Raw genomic sequence first — 17,723 nt, forward strand, 5'->3', positions numbered from 1 at the left:
GATTGCCAGCGTGGATCAGATGGCCAGCGCCAGTTCCGTTCCCTGGGCGATAGCGCGGCGCGCATCCAGCTCCAGCGCCACATCCGCGCCACCGATAATATGCACTGGCTTACCTGCCGCCTGCAAGGGAACCGCCAGTGTCCGGTCAGGCTCCTGACCGGCGCAGATAATCACGTTATCCACCGCCAGCGTGAGCGGTTGGCCGTCGCGCAGGATATGCAGCCCCTCATCGTCAATGCGCTGATACTGCACATTGCCCCACATCTCTACGCCGCGCGCCAGCAGAGTGCTGCGGTGGATCCAGCCGGTGGTTTTCCCCAGCCCGGTGCCCGGCTTGCCCGCTTTGCGCTGCAGCAACCAAATCTGACGCGGGCTGCCGACGGGCTGCGGCGTGGTTAACCCGCCGCGCTGCTGCAGACTTTTATCGATCCCCCACTCCTGGCAGAAGGCATCAATATTCAGGCTGCTGGCATTATCGCTGTGGCTGAGATAGCTGGCGGTATCGAAGCCGATGCCGCCAGCGCCAATAATCGCAACGCGTGCACCCACCGGTTTTTTATCGCGCAGCACCTGCAGATAGTTCAGCACCTTGCTGTGCGATATGCCTTCAATCGCTGGCGTACGCGGCACGATGCCGCTGGCCAGGATCACCTCGTCAAAATCGTGCAGCATTTCCGCGTCGGCACGGCAGTTCAGGCGGGTCTCCACGTTGTAGCGCTGTAGCTGGGTACGGTAGTAACGCAGCGTTTCATTAAATTCTTCTTTGCCAGGGATCTGGCGCGCCACGTTAAACTGACCACCGATAGCGCTGGCGGCATCGAACAGTGTGACCTGATGGCCGCGCATGGCGGCATTTACCGCAAACGCCAGACCAGCGGGGCCTGCGCCAACCACCGCCAGCTTTTTCTGCTGGCGGGCGGGCGTCACCGGCATCAGTGTTTCATGACAGGCGCGTGGGTTAACCAGACAGGAAGTCACTTTGCCCGCAAAAATTTGATCGAGGCAGGCCTGATTGCAGCCGATGCAGGTATTGATCTCGGCAGCGCGGTTGGCCTGCACCTTAGCGACAAAAGCAGCATCCGCAAGGAAAGGCCGTGCCATTGAGATCATATCCGCACAGCCCTCATCCAGCAGTTGCTGCGCTACCTCCGGCTGGTTGATGCGGTTGGTGGCGATCAGCGGCAGCGTCACATGCTGTCGCAGAAGGCGCGTGACCCAGCCGAAAGCAGCGCGCGGAACCGAGGTAGCGATGGTAGGAATACGCGCCTCATGCCAGCCGATACCGCTATTGATCAGCGTGGCGCCCGCCGCTTCGATAGCCTGCGCCAGCGCGATTGTTTCTTCCAGCGTATTGCCCTCCGGCACCAGGTCGAGCATCGACAGTCGATAAATAATAATGAAGTCAGGTCCGGTCGCAGCGCGTACCGCCTGCACAATGCGTACCGCAAAACGCATACGATGCGCAAAATCGCCTCCCCATTCGTCGCTACGTTGATTAGTGCGTAGCGTCAGGAACTGATTGATCAGATAGCCTTCCGAACCCATGATTTCCACGCCGTCATAGCCCGCCTGCTGGGCCAGCGTCGCACAGCGCGCAAAGTCCTCAATCAACTGCAAAATGGCCTCATGGCTCAGGGCCTGCGGCATAAAAGGATTAACAGGCGCCTGTAGCGGCGAAGGTGCTACCAGCGCAGGCTGATAGCTGTAGCGACCGGCATGCAGGATCTGTAAGGCGATTTTCCCATCGTGCTGATGGACCGCGTCGGTAATGATGCGGTGATGCGCCAGCTGCGTTTCAGCGTTCAGTACCGAACCGCCAGCAACCACCACCCCTTCCGGGGAAGGGGCTATGCCGCCGGTAACGATCAACGCTACGCCGCCCGCGGCGCGATCGGCATAAAAGGCGGCAAGCCGCGCTGCGCCGTCAGGCCGCTCTTCCAGACCGGTATGCATCGATCCCATTAGCACACGGTTTTTTAGTTGGGTAAAGCCAAGATCGAGCGGATCGAAAAGCGATGGCGTGATCGACATAAAGCTACTCACCTGAATGTTAAATTATTATTAAGTGGTCGGATGAGTTGACTGTAGCGCTCAGGTTAAGAAAGAAAAGCGGCAGCGGGTCAGCCTGTGAGATACATCAAAAAAGTAGCGGGCCTGAAGCCGCCTGCCCGACAAGCGGGGCAGACGTTTAAGACAGAGCCTGAGATCGGGTCAGTCGCGGTTTAACGATCGCAGCCGGGTAAGCAGCATGGCCTCCAGTACCTGCACTTCATTAATCACTTCCTGACACAGTTCATCAAGATGGACATCATCGCTTTCGCTGTCTTCTAACTGCTGGCACAGCTTTTCCAGCCGCATCGCATTAAGCAGGCGCGCTCCGCCTTTTAATGTATGGGCCAGGGTAATGATCTCAGCATGCTGATGACATTGCTGTAGCTGAATGACCAGCTGGCGATGGCTATCAATTGCGCTGGTAATCAGCCTGGCGCAGGCATCAGGATCAACATCGATCAGTTGCTCAAGCAGCCCGTTACCCGGTACTGCGGGCGCGTTCACGTAAACAGAGGTAGAGATAAAGCTATGCAGGGTGTCGATATTCGCTGGTTTAAACAGGCAGCAATTCATACCGGCATCGATGCAGCGTTGCTGGATCGTCTTTTCTGCAGCGGCAGTCAGGCCAACGATCGGTACCGGCTGCAGCCCCAGTTCCGCTTCACGCTGGCGCAAAGTTTGGGCAAAGATAAAACCATCCATATCAGGAAGATTGCAGTCGGTAATGATTAAATCGATGGCGTTTCTCTGCTGCTCCCAACAAACCAGCGCCTCGCTGGCCCGCTCTGTTTCAATAACCTGATGGCCCAGATAGATCAGCTGCTGGGCCAGCAGCAGCCGGTTCGGGGCGTGATCTTCCACGATCAAAATGCGCATAACGCCGTCGCCCTGATGCTGTCCGTGGTTCTCGTTGACTGGCATATTTTCTTCGCATAGCGGCACACAAAAGCTAAAAATAAACACGGAGCCTGTACCCGACTCGCTCTCTACGCTGATTTCTCCGCCCAACAGATGTGCCAGATGGCGGCAGATACTCAGGCCGAGACCGGTTCCCGCCTGTTGGCTATGTCGATCGCCTACCTGAACAAAGGGATCGAAAATTTTATGCAACTCATGAGGGCTAATACCGCAGCCGGTGTCACTCACTTTCAGGATATAGCGGCCGCGCTTATTTGCCAGCTCGGCGGCGTCCGGTTGCTGATACAGCGTAATTTCTACCTTACCCGCATGGGTAAATTTCAGCGCGTTGCTCAGCAAATTAGCGACGATTTGATTAAACATGGTGGCATCAATCAGCACGCAGGGATGTACCACGCTGAGCGCTTTGCGAAAGAGCAGGCCGCGCGCTTCAGCTTTGCTGTGGAACAGAGCAAACAGCTGTTCCACAACCGTCACCAGGTTGGTGGGCATCGGTTCAGGCTCTAAAATCCCCGATTCAATTTTCGATAAGTCCAGTACATTACCGATCAGATTTTGCAGCGTAGTGGCAGCGTCATAAGCGGCTGTGATGTTCGGCCCAAGCGGTTGCGGCGAGCGCCGCATTTCCAGCTCCAGCAGGCCAATAATCGCATGTAACTGGGTGCGAATATCATGGCTGGTATTTGCCAGAAAGCGGCTTTTAAATTCGTTGGCGCGGTCGGCTTCCTCTTTGGCTTTTTCCAGGGCGGTAAGCAACTCATAGCGCTCGGTAATATCCAGCCAACCGCCAATAACGCCCACGATATTATCTGCATGATCGCGATAGGGCAGCGCCCAGTGCAACGCGTAATAGTCGCGCCCCTCATAATGCATGTTGAGATCCTGCACCAGAGGTTTTCCTTCTTCAAAGGTCTGTTGATAAATTTCCTGAAACCGTTGCCTGATAACAGACTCTGTTGGCAGCACATCAAGCGCTGTACCCAACAGCTGTTCACGTGGAATATGCAGGAAATCGACGTAGGCCTTGTTGCAATGCAGCAGGCGCATCTGTCGATCGCGGACATACATCACTACCGGCGACTCATCAAACAGCGTATTGGTAAAGGTTAACTGGTTTTTTAAGGTCTGTTCTGCACGGGTGCGCTCGCGGATAATGTGCTGCAGATGCCGGTTCCAGAGCAGGATCAGTAGGGCGAGCAGGCCGATCCCCAGCGTAATTTTAATAATGGTGCTGCGGTAATATTGCCAGTAATTATAAGTATCGACGTGACGGGCGTTTTGCCAGCGCAGCACGATTCTTTCCCGCGTGTCACGCGAAATGTCCAGCAGGGCTTTATCAATAATATGCATTAACTCCAGATTTTCAGTCTGGGTGGCCATAACGAAACGCGCAGGCTTGCTGTTCAGGGTGCGGCTGATCCGCAGATGACCGGCATACTGATTATTTAACTGATAATCGGCGATAATTTTGGGTTGAATAATGGCATCAACTTCGCCTCTCGCTAACAATTCAAAAGCCTGCTGCGCATTCTCCACGATACGTATTTTAGTGCCGGGATACTGTTGCTGTAGCCATTTGCGCACAGGACTACGTGCTTCTATCGCCAGCTTCCTGCCTGGCGACGCCGAAAGGGACCAGGCTGGATCGTTATTGTTTTTCTGCACCATTACCCATGGCGTAACGATATACGGGCGTGAATAAACAAGATGAGGATCGGGATGTTCCGGCTCCAGTTCTGCCAGCCGCAGCGCCAGAATATTATTATCCCTGGCGGCGAAAGGCTCAGGATAAACAAACTTCACGCCGGTGCGTTCACTAATCAGTTGCAGAAGCTCTGCTTCAATCCCGGCAGGCTGGTTATCATAATTGACCATTGAAAGCGGGGCGATGTTCCAGTTTGGTACCACGGGAATCACTGGATGTTGACGCAGCCAGATCTCATCCTCTGCATTGAGCTGTAACGGATTGGCTTTAAGCACAAACGTCGAGTCCAGCCCCCAGTTGGTGGCGATGCGCAGGCGGCCCGCCAGGGGTATCTGCTGCAGCGCGATATTAATTGCTTTAGCCAGCTGTGGCTGTGCTGCGGACACGCCAAAAGAGAGATTCATATCAGGAACCGAGCGGCTGGCGCTCAGGTTAATTCGACCGCTGTAGCCATAGCGCCGAATGAATTCGATGCTGGCAGCGCTGCCCCACATGGCATCTGCCTGACCGAAGGCAACGGCAGCCAGCGCCATTTCTGCATCGCGATAGTGCTTCAGGCGCGCGTTTGGAAAGTAGTGTTGCAGTTGCTGGCTAAAGCCAGGGGCTTCAGCCCAGGCCAGCACCGGCTGCATGGCGCTATTGAAGTTAACCGGGGCGCGCTCATTTTGGGCAATAATCGGACGATCCAGCAGCCAGGGTGGGGTAGCGATAATGCCGTCTTCGCCATAGAGATAGGGATTATAAAAAGCCAACATATCCAACTGCTGTTTTCTGAGCGCCTGGATTGCTTCCGCTGGCTTAGCGTAGGAGACGATCTGCAATTCAACATCCAGCATCTTTTGCAGGGCGCCAAGATAATCTGCAGCGATACCAGCGAATTTTCCTGGTTCCATATTGTTGTAAATAGGGGGATGCGGGGAACCCGGTACGCCAACGCGCAGCCGTTGTGGATAATTAAGCGTTTTTAATTCATTAAGCTGTTCTTTCGGCGGCAATACAATGTCGGTATGTACCTGTAGTTCTAATTGCGGCAATTGAGCGAGGGCAGGAAAATTAACAATAAATAAAACCAGGTAAAAATATAAAGTCCTTTTTATCATTAGCGTTATCCTGAGATTTTTATGTTGCAAAAATAAAACCTGGCGGGGAGTAACTTCTTATCTTGGTGTAGTTTTTATATGCGACTTTACTGAGTATAATAGGTTTTTTCCTGCGTAAAAAATAGATGATTTATCGTTTCGTTATTATTTTGAGACGTTTCTTGTATTAAGAAAAATTTTTTGTCATTCATTGAGTGCCGCGTCAGCACGAGAGAAACAGGCTATCAGTATGTTTTTTTTTATGCTAAAAATATCAGGAATTGTCTCAGGTCTCCATGCCTTGTTTAGGCCTCACGCCTACACGGCAAGCTGAGGATAGGGGCCTGGCATTAATCAGTTCCGTTATTTTTATGCGCGTCTGCTCAATCAAGGAAGGGTTAGAAAAGGCGTTTAATAACCAAGACGATAACGACAGATATTAATAACAATCAGGCCAAAACATTACGCCCGTTCTACAACAGCGCGTAACAAATTAATTTATGCGCTTATTCATCGATAATGATTCAAGGAGTGAAGAGATGACGAAAACGATCGCCCGGCCTTTACGGGTAGCGTTACTGGACGATCATCCCATGATTCGCACGGCATTTGAGATCTGCATAAACGCCGAGCCGGATATGATGTTGATCAAGGCTTTTGGCTCCAGTCAGCAACTGTTTACCGAACTGCCGGATTTACAGCTTGATGTATTAGTACTTGATTTCTTATTAGGCGAAAAAGAACTGGATGGCCTTGCCCTGGTCAAGCAGTTGCGTAATCACTATCCACGCTTAAATATTCTTATTTCTTCAGCGATGGAAAGCCCGGCGGTTGTAAAAATGGTGCTTAACGCAGGCGTGAAAGGCTTTATTGGTAAAAGCCAGGATATGAGTGAAATGATTCAGGCGATTCGGCAGGTCGGCTACGGGCGTCACTGGCTGTCACGTGATATGGCTTATGAGATTGAAGATTTATATGTGATCCACGAGGAACTGAGAAACCCGCTGGCAGGGAATAATCAAAAAGGCAGCCTGTATGAAAAGGTCAAGCTACTCAGCCCGCGTGAGGTGGAAGTTATCCGTTGTTTCCTTAACGGCATGAGCGTTTCTCAAATCGCCATTAAATTTAAACGCAGCCGTAAAACCGTTAGCGGGCAGAAACAGTCGGCCTTAAGAAAGCTGGGGCTGCGCTCTGACAATGAACTGTTTAAATACAGTAGTGATTTGCTGTCACGTTCCTGAGCCCGTTTTTCTGCGTTTACTTCTGGCGCTTAACAAACGACCACAACGCCAGTTTTACGCTTTACAAGGCTGCCGTTATGTCCGGCGCTGGATCCAGGAGTAACGCAAAGCGTATCCGTCAGAAAAATGCGCGTTTCGTCGATAGCTGGATTGCGGCTCAGCGCTGCAGTAAGTACATACCGGCAGCACCTCTATTTGGGCTGCCGGGATTTTCATATCCAGCAGCATTTGTCGTCCCAGCGCCGGAAGATCAAACCAGATCCCCTGGTTCTTTGCCTCTGCCTGAGGTCGTACCGCATGCGGATTTATGGGCTGGGTAGAAAACCATTGCGGCGCGGTAACACGCGGGTCGGAGGTTATCGTCCCCAGTACATCCTGTCCAAGCTCATAACAGCAGGGCGCAATGGCTGGACCAATCGCCACAAACAGGCTTTCAGGCGTAGCACCCAAAGCCAATAACCGATTCACCGCCGCAGGCAGCACGCCAGCCAACGCCCCTTTTAGCCCTGCGTGTACAGCTGCAACATGATACTGGCGCGTATCGGCAATCAGCACCGGCAGGCAATCTGCAGTATATACGGCCACAGGGCGTGAATCCGTAGCGATCACGCCGTCTGCTTCGCACTGCTTGCGCGGGAAAGCCTCTTCAGACATTACGATAGTAGGGCTATGTCGCTGATGACCACAGGCAGTCTCTTCTGGCGGTGCTATTCCCGCCGGCAAAAAAGCATGGTCCAGCCAGCCAAGCGAAGTGAGCAGAGCAGAGGTACGAACCGGAGCGGCGTTTTGCATAGAGCATCCTTACAGGGAATCAGCGACTGACCAGCGATATCCGTCATTAAACAGGATGAGGCTGGCCATGACTACCAGCAGCCTGATAAATTTTTTTCACTCTGTTAAGTAAATAAACGCAAATTCTTTACGGCAACAATGAATGTAATGATGCACCATAATAATGTTTGCCAACGCCGGTCTGATAAACGATTTATTAATTGCGTGCGTTATTATTTATCGCGCCTCAGACCAACAGGACCGGCGTTTATTAGGCTGTCATCGTTTTTTCTTATGATAAATAACCGGTGGTATGCTCCATAAAAATTGAGATGCCATGCTAATAATGAGATTGACGTCTATTTTATTATAACCTTTTAAAATGCATGGTTTTATTATTATCGTTTAAAATAAAGGAATTTTTATTATTTAACTAATTGTTTTTAATTGGTTTTTAAATTTTTTATATTTTATTGCCATTACAAGTGTCCATAATCCTATTTACTCATTTTATACATTGCCTTTAGATAAAATTACACTCCCACCCTTTCTGGAATAATTGTTTTTTCACAATCTGCACTTAATATAAAAAGTGGTACTACTTATTTGCCGGAGGCTTTATTTGGCTCTTCCGGTATTTCCTGATGAAGTTTAACTGTCGCCCAGGCTTGCCTGTATTTATCCGAATGGAGACGACGACTTTGACGACCCTGAAACCCCTGTTAGCAAAAAACCGTAGCTGGGCCTTACAAAAAACACAGCGTAACCCGCGCTATTTTGAACGCTATTTGCATCAGCAAAAGCCACACTCGCTGTGGATTGGCTGTTCTGATAGCCGTGTACCGGCAGAGGTATTGACCGGTGCCGATCCGGGAGAACTGTTTGTGCATCGCAATATCGCCAATATGGTGTTAACCGATGACGATAACTTTATGAGCGTGCTGCAATATGCGCTGGAGTACCTTGAGGTAAAACGCATCGTACTGTGCGGACACTATGGCTGTGGAGGCGTACAGGCCGCCGTCGCGCTGCCGGACAGTCCGCTGGCGCAGGAGAACTCCCCGCTGTCACGGCGTATTGCTGCCCTGCGCATGGCGCTTACGGATGGGCTGGCAGCGTTTCATGCCGCCGGCGAGGCGGACATTGCGCGCCATAATCGCCTGGTTGAGGCCAATGTACTGGCGCAGTTTGCTAACCTGGCGGTCAGCGCCCCGGTGCTGCAAGCCTGGCGTAGCGGTAAAGAACTGGATTTGTTCGGCTGCGTTTACGATCTGCAGTCAGGACATTTAACCGAGTTAATTCAGCAATCTGCAGAGGAAACATCGCCATGATTCCAAAGACGCTTCGGCAGGATCTGCCTGCCGGCCTTGTCGTGTTTCTGGTGGCGCTGCCCCTGTGTCTGGGCATTGCTCAGGCCAGCGGCTTGCCGCCGTTCGTTGGCCTGCTGACCGGCGTGATCGGCGGGCTGGTCGTCACCTCTTTTAGCCCATCACGCTTTGCCGTCAGCGGCCCGGCGGCTGGCCTGGTCACAATTGTCGTATCATCTGTTGCTTCATTAGGATCGTTTTCCGCCTTCTTGCTGGCGCTGGTGCTGGCGGGCGTGATTCAGGTCGTACTTGGCCTGCTGCGGGCCGGGCGCTTTATCGCGCTGGTGCCTGGCAGCGTGATCAAAGGGATGCTGGCGGCTATTGGTATTCTTTTGATTATGCAGCAGATCCCGGTTGCGCTGGGAGCCAGCGGCGATAGTGAACTGAGCGCGCTGTTTAGCGGTGAGTTTAGCTTCTCTGTGTCGGCCATCATTGTCGCTGCGGTCGGTCTGCTGATTTTGTGGATATGGACGACGCCGGTGGTGAAAAAAGTGAAGGCGCTAAGCTGGATCCCCGGGCCGCTTATCGCCGTACTGTTTGGCGGGCTGGCTACTCTGTTTGGCGAGCGGTTGCAGCCGGAATTTATCACTAACCTGCCGCGTATTTCCTTGCCGAAATTTGATAGCCTCAGCGCGCTCACTGCCGAGCTGGAAAGGCCTGACTGGCAGGCGTGGCGTAATCCGTCGGTGTATGTTGTTGCCGTTACGCTGGCACTGGTGGCCAGCCTGGAAACGCTGCTTAGCCAGCAGGCGCTGAACAAGCTGCGCCCGCAGAATCCGTCACCTTCGCCAAATAAAGAGATGGTGGCGCAGGGCATCGGTAATACCCTGGCTGGTTTTCTTGGCGCTTTGCCCATTACCGCGGTTATTGTCCGCAGTTCGGTGAACGTCAGCGTAGGCGCGCAGAGTAAAATCTCTATTCTGCTGCATGGCGTACTGCTACTGATCTGCGGCCTGTGGTTCAGCGAGTTGCTGAATGTGATCCCGCTGGCAAGCCTGGCGGCAGTACTGCTGTATACCGGTTATAAACTGGCTACGCCGCGTCTGTTTATCGATCAAATCCGCATGGGGGCGCAGCAGTTTGTACCTTTTATCACCACTATCGTAGGCATTATCGCTTTTGGGATGCTGGCCGGTATTGGATTAGGGATTGCTACCCAGATTCTGTACAGCATTTATAAAAGCCATCGTAACGCGATGCATCTTACTCGTTACGATGACCATTATGTTTTGCGCCTGCAGCAGAATCTGACGTTTATGCATAATCCGCGTTTGCAGAACCTGCTGGATGAGATCCCGGAAAACAGTGTGGTGATTGTCGATCATGATAATGTGGATTATCTCGATCCCGACGTAAAAGCGGTGCTGAAAGATTTTGGCGAAAAAGCGCCGCGACGCGGCATACGCCTCAATCAATGGCCGGTGGCGGTAAAATAATCTGCCAGCTCTTGCCGCATTGTAAGCGGGTTAGTCTCCTCAGGCACTCAATGAGTGCCTGTTTTATTTTTACCGGCTGAAGAAGATTCATCCTGCCGATGGAACACACCATGATAAGATGCGCCGCTTCGCCAGAATGACATTGGCGCTCCAGATAATATGCCGCCTTAATGAATTTGCGATGGATACTCTGAAGACGGCAAGAGCAACGCAACAGGTACGCCCGGTTATGCAATTTACGCTTTTTGATAAAAACGGACCGCTCAAAAATGCCCTCATTCTGTTTGTTTTCACTCTGTTCTTTTGTTTTGTTGGCGGACATTTACGTCTGCCCGCTGAGCTGTCGCTGTTCTGGCCGATTAATGCGTTGTTGACCGCTATTTTTGTGCGTTTCTCCTGGCTGCATCGACCGCACTACTATCTGGTGTGTTATAGCGCGATGGTTCTGAACGACACCCTTTTTTCCGGCTGGGCGATACCCGCCTTTACCCTGAACGGCGCTAATCTGCTGTTTATCCTGGTGGCTGTCTCCATGCTGATCCAGAGACCGGGGCTGCTTAACGCCTCGGGTAGAGTAAAAAGCGCGTTGAACATTTTCCCTGCCTGTCTGTTGGCTTCGATTGCCTGCGCCACCTGGGGGGCGCTGGCTCAGGGGCTGCTTATTAGCGAGCGCTTCCTGCCTGCCTGGAGCGACTGGCTAAGCGAACAGTTTTCTACCGGCGTCCTGCTGCTGCCGTTTCTGCTGACGTTGCCGCGAAGGCCATCATTGCTTTCAACGCTGCGGCGCTGGCGGAACTGTCTGCCGATAGCATCGTTAATACTGTCGCTGAGTGCGGCGGTGGTGATTGGCGGCGGCGGCAGTCTCTCGTTTCCCGTACCGGCGCTGATTTGGTGCGCCATCAGCTATCCGCTCTGGCTGACCAGCGGCCTTACGCTGATAACCGGCATCAGCGAAATTGTTTTGGTTATGCATGGCTTGATGAATATTCAGGGGGACGATAGCCTGTTGCCGCTGGGACATCTGGCTTCAGCGAGGCTGGGCGTGGCGACGGTCGCGATCAGCCCGCTGATCGTTGCCGTCAGTATGGATGCCATCCGGCAGCTTAATCATCAGCTGGCGCTGCGCGCTAACCATGATTTCCTTACCCGCCAACTGTCACGTTCAGGCCTGTACGAACAACTGCATCAGCTGGAAAAAACCAGCGATCTGCGCGCGCGCGTAGCCGGTGTGCTGTTGATCGATGTCGATTATTTTAAATCCATTAATGACAACTACGGACATGATGCAGGCGATGCGGTGCTGTTTGAGGTTGCGCAGCGTATGCAACAGGCGGTAGGGCAGGAGGGGCTGGTTTGTCGTTTTGGCGGAGAAGAGTTTTTGGTACTGCTTTTCGGGCTAAGCGATGGACAACTGCTGGAGAAAGCGGAGGCGATTCGTCACCGCATTATGCAGGAAAAAATCATGCTGCGCGGCAGTGGTGTTGCCGTTACCGTCAGTATCGGCGTAGCCAGTGGCGTTCTTGAAACTAATAACGTAAGCGAGTCGTTTAACCGGCTGGTTTCTGCCGCCGATAAACAGCTGTTTATCTCAAAACGCAACGGGCGCAATCAGACAACGTCCTCGCTAACAAGCGAAAACGCGGTATTCCACACTCTTGCATAGCTTGCATCAGAAAAAACCGCAGCAGCTAACCTGCACTGTTGCGGGGTCAGAATTAAGTATGGGTTTGGGCATTAAGAACGGATATAGCTACGAATCACATCGGCGATGGCTTTGTTCGCTTCCCGGCCATTACGGTGTTCAACTTCACTTGCCAGGTTTTCCAGATATTTATTCAGCTTGCCGCCGGTGGGGACATTGCCGAAGGTAATCAGCATCTGGACGATTTGACGCAGAGCCAGCAGCTCCAGCGACAGGCGTTCAACAACAGGATCTTTCTCAGACATACAAACTCCGGCGGATACGTTTCTTTTCTGGAAAGCATCATACGGTGTTGTGCATTTTTCAATCGGCTAAACAGAGGTGATAAGCGGTGGTATTTTGCGCCACCCTCATAACGGATTTCCCTGCGGAAGCGTTATTTTGCTAAGGTTTCGACATTTATCGATCGCGGGCAAATGGAGGTGCGATTTCTGTTAAGCGCTGCCTTTCATGGCCAAGGCTACGGCAGAATCGCAGGAGACCATCTGCCAGGCTAAGCCTACCGCAACGGTTAACACTGGCACCTGGCATCGAAAGCGGTGCTTCATTTGATGTCACAGACCAAATGTAGAGCTTTTTACCTCGGTAAGACACTGCCTGACTGATTGCGCCAGCGATTCAATCATCTCGTCAGCATCGTACAGATGCAGCGAGGAATAACTCAACCGTAGTGATGAAGTGAAACGCTTTTGTGGTGAAAATAGAGTGCCTGGCAAGATTTTAATTTTCTTCAGTTCCAACTGAGCGCATAGTTCGCTTATCTGAATTTCATTTGGTAAGTTAATCCATAAATGATAGCCGCCCTGCGGCGATATAAAATGTGTTCCCTTGGGGAAATACGCTAACACTTTCTCTTGTGCTATCGCCAGGTGTTTTCGATAGAGTAGGCGCATTTTACGAATATGCCTGGCATAATGTCCCTGCTCAATAAAATCAGCGATAGCCATCTGCGGCGTTATTGCTGTTACACCGGAAGTCATTAGTTTTAAATTAAGTACTTTTTTCTGCTGGCGATTAGCAAATATCCATCCGGTTTTCATGTCAGGCGTTAAGGTTTTAGAGAAAGAACTGCATAATATAACGCGGTTTTCGCTATCCCAGGATTTTATGGGCCTTGGCCGCGGCAACAGATAGCTAAGTTCACTATAGATATCATCCTCAATTAAAGTGATATCATATTTATTCGCTATATTAAGTAACTGGCGCTTGCGTACATCTGACATGGTATACCCTTGCGGATTGTTGCAGTTTGGTGAAAGGTAAACCGCTTTAATCGGCAACGTTTCCAGCGCAACAACAAGAGCCTCAAGGCTTAAGCCATGCACCGGATCGGCAGGTATTTCCACTGGTGTAACACCAGCAATTTTAAGTAGCTCAAGAATACCAAAGTAGCAGGGGGATTCTATAGCCACTAAATCGCCAGGCTCACAGCTGGCTTTCAAAGCAATGAACAGCGCTTCTTTGCATCCGTTAGTGATAATGACATCGTCTGTCCGACTCTGACAGCCGGCATCCAACATCAAATGTGAAATATGCTCGCGCAAAGCCAATAAGCCTGAGGGATGCCGCCGGGTCTGTGGGGACTGCACGTAATTTTGTGCCTGACGATGTAAAGCGGTAAACAGCGGAGCCATAGAAGGCGCATTCATACAGGGATAACCTGTTCCCAGTAGCAGTCCGGGGTGCTCCATGTAGTACTCAAACTCCACGCTGTTTTGTGACTCCACAGGCTCTGTTGAGAAAGCCTTGATATCATTTGCTGCCATAGGGCGAGGCAATACCGGTATCGTTTTAACATAATAGCCAGACTGGGGTTTAGATTCGATTAAACCATCACTTTCGAGTTGGCGGTAAGCCAGCTGGACCGTAGTTACGCTTACCCCATGATCGCTGCTCAAGGTTCGTACTGAAGGCAAACGCATACCGCTGGAAAAAATGCCCTTTTCAATCCTTTCGCGCAGATGCGCTGCTACGCTCATATAAAGTTTCATGATGAATGAGGTGAACCTGAAAGTGGATGGCTGTAATATTACTGTACTGAAAAAAAGCACAGTTTGACATCGTTTATCCAGCTTTAAATGTTAATCCCCGCAGCAAAATCATGAAAATAATTAATATTTGTATCTTTTGTCTTGTAGACTGACGTGGTTAACTAATTCACGGTTATTAACTAAGTGAGCGAGTGTAGCGGTAACCATGAATCGTCAAAGCCTTATTCCTTATATGAAAGAATATGAAGAAAAATTTACCGATAGTGGGCTGGTAAGATAGCTGCCTTACTTGATGTATTTTCATCCAACCTCACATATTTCCCCTGTTGTTAATACCGATAGATTTGGCTTCAGGTATACCGAAAAAAATAAAAGAGCTTTCTCAGTTGCTGAACATAATGGCGAAAAGGGATACAAACTGTTAGCGGGAAGTTCGACCGTATTTGGTATTGGTGCCAGCCACGATCGCTGGACATTATCCTCCTGTATGAGCGAGCGCGATCCGGATGGCGGGCGATGGCTCACTTTGGCGGGCGCCGAAGCACTGGCAGACTGGCTGGTTATGCGTTCTGGCGGCATGGCGAAAGCGCAGTTCCTGTCTGGTGGTTCAGAAGCGATGGAGCTTGCGCTTAAAGTGGCCTGGCAATATCAACATGAACGAGGCAAGTTTCAAAAGACTCATATCATCGCACGTCGGCAAAATTATCACGGCAGCACGTTCAACATGCTCGCCATTTCCGGAAACAGTCAACGCAGAGGAATTTACGATCCTTTGCTTCCTGCGGTGACGTTTGTCTCGCCTTGTTATGCCTTTCGCGACCAGCGAGGCGAAGAAACGGATAAGGCATACACCGACCGCCTGGCTCAGGAGTTAGACGAGCACATCACGGCTCTCGGCAGTGACAATGTGTGTGCGTTTGTCGCGGAGACAGTCATCGGTTCCACTGCCGGTGCGGTACCTCCTGTCGTCGGATATTTCAGGAAGATACAACAGGTTTGCCAACGGCATGATGTGTTACTGATTCTGGATGAAGTGATGGCCGGGATGGGGCGAGCTGGTAGCTATTTCGCCTATCAGGATGACGGGATTGTGCCAGACATGGTGGCGGTGGGTAAAGGACTGGCTGCGGGTTATCAGCCGATTTCAGCCTTATTAATCAATGCCAATATTCATCAGGCTATTGCTGATGGTACCGGTGTTTTAGCCAATGGTCAGACGCATGTAAATCATCCTTTTGCTTGCGCGATTGCGCTGGAAGTGCAGCGAACGCTTGAAGAGGAACAGTTACTTCCCCGCGTTGTTCGGGCCGGAGAGTTTTTCCGAACCATGCTGAAAGAGTCGCTGTCTGGCCTTGATTATGTGGGCGATATTCGGGGGAGGGGGTTGTTTTGTGGCGTTGAATTTGTCACCGACCGATACAGCATGAACCCATTAGCACCTCATCAACAGTTCGCGGCACGTTTAAAAACGGCAGGACTTGAGCAGGGGCTGCTGCTCTACCCTGGTACCGGTACGGTCGATGGTATTAACGGACAACATATCTTGTTTGCTCCACCTTTTATTGCCGGTGACGACGAACTGGCGCAGATGGTCGAACGGTTCACCGCAATACTTTCAACCTTAAAGATGAAATGAAAAGTCGAAATTTAACAAAAAGAGGATGAATAATGTCTGAAGATTTACGCTGTAAAGATAAGGTATTACTTTCAGTTTGTACGATGGACTGGTGTGACCTTGGCGTTGAATTTGCCAAAACGATTTTTTCTGATGTCGAGGTATTTTGCTGGGATCCAGGTGATGCCTGGCCAGAGCATTTAGAGAATTGGGAAGGCGACTGGATTATTTCGTATCGCGGTGATTTTATCTTCCCAGAGCGTATTTACAAAAAAGCGCGTAAAGGGGCGATTAACCTTCATCCAGCTCCACCTCGTTACCGTGGCCTGGGTAGCCAACACTATGCGATTTATTATGGCGATGAGACCTATGGTTCAACCTGCCACCATATGGCTCCATCAGTAGACAGTGGGCAGATTATCGATGTTGCCAATTTTGCTATTGCACCGGGCGCCACGGCCTCTTCACTGCGCATGCATGTTGGTATCTCCTGCCTGCAACAATTCGCACGACTCATGAGCGATTATATTGTTCAGGGTAAACCGCTGCCGGTTTCTGAGTATCGCTGGGGAGATAGACTGTACAAACAATCAGAACTGAAAGACTGGATGTTAACCATGCGGGAAAACGAACCGGATCACCGTTGCTTCAAGTGATACGCTCAGACATGTTTTTGGTCAGGTGAATGTATGTGGGATATGTCTTCGTTTTTAGCGGCATTGCTGGTTTACAGCATTGGTACGGCGTCGCCGGGGCCGGGTAATCTTTCCATCGCCAATGCCGCGATGAATTATGGTCGTAAAGCGGGTCTGGTTCTGGCAACCGGTGTGATTTCAGGCTCTATCTGCTGGGGTATGTTAACGGCGCTTGGTGTATCAGCCATTTTGATCTCTTCACAGAGTTTTATGATCTGGCTGAAGCTGTTAGGGGCTGCCTATTTACTCTGGCTGACGTATAAAGCGTTACGCAGTGCGTTTCGCCCCGGCGATCTTTCTGCACGAACAACGCAACAGCATCAGAATTTACGAGGCTATTACCTTCAGGGCTTAGGGTTACACTTAAGCAATCCTAAAGCCGCATTAACCTGGTTTACCGTCACCAGTGTGGGAATAACAGGTAGCGCCCCGCAATGGGAGAGCTATTTCCTGGTGGCGACTTGTGCGCTTTTAGGTGTAATGATATTTGGTCTGTATGCGCTGATTTTCGCCTCGCGTACCGCAGAAAAATATCTGAACCGCGCCCGTCGTAGTTTTGATCTGATCTGTGCGGGTTTCTATGCCCTGGTAGCGATTGGGTTTCTGGTTTCACTTTGGTAACCAAAGCCCCTCTTTTTAACTGATCCCCTAAAGTTGGATAGTTAGATCACAGGGTTGGTTAAAACGTGAATCCGGTATTCTACCGGGCTCATGCCATTGAGTCTCAGACTAATTCGTTCTGGCTGTTATTACCGTTTCTGTTACAGGCAAAATGTATCGAGTGCTATCAAGGCCTAGGGGAAATTGAAGCTTTTTAATAGTGATGGTCAACTTTTTCAAAGCTATGCATACATAGAACGCATACTTTTGCTTGCGTTCTCCATCCCTGGTTTGATGTTACTGGCCTGTACTGGCACGGTTTTGATGCTATCACCAATCTGGTGCCACTTGTTAAAGCCCAACAAAAAAGCCACCCCGAATGAATTGCACCCCAAAAGTTGGACACTCAACGATTAAGGGTGCAGTTCACGAAGAGTGGCTTTAATGAGCTTACCTGGCAGCTAAAATCTGGTGGCCCCTGCTGGACTTGAACCAGCAACCAAGCGATTATGAAAACGATGTACCACCATTAAAAAACAATAATTTATCTT

The 17,723-nt window shown here is 50.9% G+C and carries 12 protein-coding genes; 7 read left to right on the forward strand and 5 right to left on the reverse strand.

Going from position 1 to position 17,723, the window contains the following annotated elements; translation table 11 throughout:
* Window positions 1-15: 15 nt before the first annotated feature.
* Together ACQE3Z_RS08660 and ACQE3Z_RS08665 are read right to left on the reverse strand one after the other, a co-directional pair.
* Complete coding sequence (locus tag ACQE3Z_RS08660) at window positions 16-2,031, reverse strand: FAD-dependent oxidoreductase (RefSeq protein WP_426973337.1); 2,016 nt, start codon at window positions 2,029-2,031, stop codon at window positions 16-18.
* Between the two features lie 180 nt (window positions 2,032-2,211).
* Window positions 2,212-5,775 (reverse strand): ATP-binding protein, encoded by a 3,564-nt coding sequence (locus ACQE3Z_RS08665; protein ID WP_426973338.1) that lies wholly within the window; start codon window positions 5,773-5,775, stop codon window positions 2,212-2,214.
* A gap of 518 nt (window positions 5,776-6,293) precedes the next feature.
* Here ACQE3Z_RS08665 and ACQE3Z_RS08670 point away from each other — a divergent pair.
* Window positions 6,294-6,995: a response regulator gene (locus ACQE3Z_RS08670; protein WP_426973339.1), complete on the forward strand. Its 702-nt coding sequence runs from the start codon at window positions 6,294-6,296 to the stop codon at window positions 6,993-6,995.
* 75 nt (window positions 6,996-7,070) lie between these two features.
* On the opposite strand, the gene ACQE3Z_RS08675 is transcribed toward ACQE3Z_RS08670, so the two are convergent.
* Window positions 7,071-7,787, reverse strand: a complete 717-nt coding sequence (locus tag ACQE3Z_RS08675) for a polyphenol oxidase family protein (RefSeq protein ID WP_426973340.1) — start codon at window positions 7,785-7,787, stop codon at window positions 7,071-7,073.
* 665 nt (window positions 7,788-8,452) lie between these two features.
* On the opposite strand from ACQE3Z_RS08675, the gene ACQE3Z_RS08680 reads away from it, so the two are divergent.
* From ACQE3Z_RS08680 to ACQE3Z_RS08690, 3 genes are all read left to right on the forward strand, one after another.
* Window positions 8,453-9,097, forward strand: coding sequence for a carbonic anhydrase (locus ACQE3Z_RS08680; protein ID WP_426973341.1), 645 nt, complete (start codon window positions 8,453-8,455; stop codon window positions 9,095-9,097).
* Window positions 9,094-10,569, forward strand: a complete 1,476-nt coding sequence (locus tag ACQE3Z_RS08685) for a SulP family inorganic anion transporter (RefSeq protein WP_426973342.1) — start codon at window positions 9,094-9,096, stop codon at window positions 10,567-10,569. Before ACQE3Z_RS08680 ends, ACQE3Z_RS08685 begins: the two co-directional genes overlap by 4 nt.
* A 229-nt stretch (window positions 10,570-10,798) precedes the next feature.
* Entirely contained in the window at window positions 10,799-12,232 is a 1,434-nt protein-coding gene (locus ACQE3Z_RS08690) for a diguanylate cyclase (RefSeq protein WP_426973738.1), read from the forward strand.
* A 71-nt stretch (window positions 12,233-12,303) separates the two neighbouring features.
* Here ACQE3Z_RS08690 and ACQE3Z_RS08695 read toward each other — a convergent pair whose 3' ends face one another.
* Together ACQE3Z_RS08695 and ACQE3Z_RS08700 are read right to left on the reverse strand one after the other, a co-directional pair.
* Window positions 12,304-12,516: a hypothetical protein gene (locus ACQE3Z_RS08695; protein ID WP_426973344.1), complete on the reverse strand. Its 213-nt coding sequence runs from the start codon at window positions 12,514-12,516 to the stop codon at window positions 12,304-12,306.
* Window positions 12,517-12,825: 309 nt separating this feature from the next.
* The gene (locus tag ACQE3Z_RS08700; RefSeq protein WP_426973345.1) at window positions 12,826-14,250 is read right to left on the reverse strand and encodes a PLP-dependent aminotransferase family protein; all 1,425 of its coding nucleotides are present in this window, start codon (window positions 14,248-14,250) and stop codon (window positions 12,826-12,828) included.
* Between the two features lie 304 nt (window positions 14,251-14,554).
* Between ACQE3Z_RS08700 and ACQE3Z_RS08705 the strand changes: the two genes are divergently transcribed.
* The 3 genes from ACQE3Z_RS08705 to ACQE3Z_RS08715 are packed head-to-tail and all read left to right on the forward strand — an operon-like array spanning window position 14,555 to window position 17,193.
* Window positions 14,555-15,898, forward strand: a complete 1,344-nt coding sequence (locus tag ACQE3Z_RS08705) for an aminotransferase class III-fold pyridoxal phosphate-dependent enzyme (protein ID WP_426973739.1) — start codon at window positions 14,555-14,557, stop codon at window positions 15,896-15,898.
* 32 nt (window positions 15,899-15,930) lie between these two features.
* Window positions 15,931-16,533 carry a formyltransferase family protein gene (locus tag ACQE3Z_RS08710; protein WP_426973346.1) on the forward strand — a complete coding sequence of 201 codons (603 nt, stop codon included), beginning with the start codon at window positions 15,931-15,933 and terminating at the stop codon, window positions 16,531-16,533.
* Window positions 16,534-16,566: 33 nt separating this feature from the next.
* Window positions 16,567-17,193 carry a LysE family translocator gene (locus ACQE3Z_RS08715; protein WP_426973347.1) on the forward strand — a complete coding sequence of 209 codons (627 nt, stop codon included), beginning with the start codon at window positions 16,567-16,569 and terminating at the stop codon, window positions 17,191-17,193.
* Window positions 17,194-17,723: the final 530 nt, after the last annotated feature.

Source organism: Pantoea sp. FN0307 (assembly GCF_050113815.1).
GTDB lineage: Bacteria > Pseudomonadota > Gammaproteobacteria > Enterobacterales > Enterobacteriaceae > Mixta > Mixta alhagi.

What these genes read in the sequence shown, in the direction of transcription:
- ACQE3Z_RS08665 (WP_426973338.1), bottom strand. Translation starts at nt 5,775, where the DNA reads ATGATAAAAAGGACTTTATATTTTTACCTGGTTTTATTTATTGTTAAT.
- ACQE3Z_RS08690 (WP_426973738.1), top strand. Translation starts at nt 10,799, where the DNA reads ATGCAATTTACGCTTTTTGATAAAAACGGACCGCTCAAAAATGCCCTC.
- ACQE3Z_RS08700 (WP_426973345.1), bottom strand. Translation starts at nt 14,250, where the DNA reads ATGAGCGTAGCAGCGCATCTGCGCGAAAGGATTGAAAAGGGCATTTTT.
- ACQE3Z_RS08680 (WP_426973341.1), top strand. Translation starts at nt 8,453, where the DNA reads ATGGAGACGACGACTTTGACGACCCTGAAACCCCTGTTAGCAAAAAAC.
- ACQE3Z_RS08675 (WP_426973340.1), bottom strand. Translation starts at nt 7,787, where the DNA reads ATGCAAAACGCCGCTCCGGTTCGTACCTCTGCTCTGCTCACTTCGCTT.
- ACQE3Z_RS08685 (WP_426973342.1), top strand. Translation starts at nt 9,094, where the DNA reads ATGATTCCAAAGACGCTTCGGCAGGATCTGCCTGCCGGCCTTGTCGTG.
- ACQE3Z_RS08660 (WP_426973337.1), bottom strand. Translation starts at nt 2,031, where the DNA reads ATGTCGATCACGCCATCGCTTTTCGATCCGCTCGATCTTGGCTTTACC.
- ACQE3Z_RS08710 (WP_426973346.1), top strand. Translation starts at nt 15,931, where the DNA reads ATGTCTGAAGATTTACGCTGTAAAGATAAGGTATTACTTTCAGTTTGT.
- ACQE3Z_RS08695 (WP_426973344.1), bottom strand. Translation starts at nt 12,516, where the DNA reads ATGTCTGAGAAAGATCCTGTTGTTGAACGCCTGTCGCTGGAGCTGCTG.
- ACQE3Z_RS08715 (WP_426973347.1), top strand. Translation starts at nt 16,567, where the DNA reads ATGTGGGATATGTCTTCGTTTTTAGCGGCATTGCTGGTTTACAGCATT.
- ACQE3Z_RS08670 (WP_426973339.1), top strand. Translation starts at nt 6,294, where the DNA reads ATGACGAAAACGATCGCCCGGCCTTTACGGGTAGCGTTACTGGACGAT.
- ACQE3Z_RS08705 (WP_426973739.1), top strand. Translation starts at nt 14,555, where the DNA reads ATGTATTTTCATCCAACCTCACATATTTCCCCTGTTGTTAATACCGAT.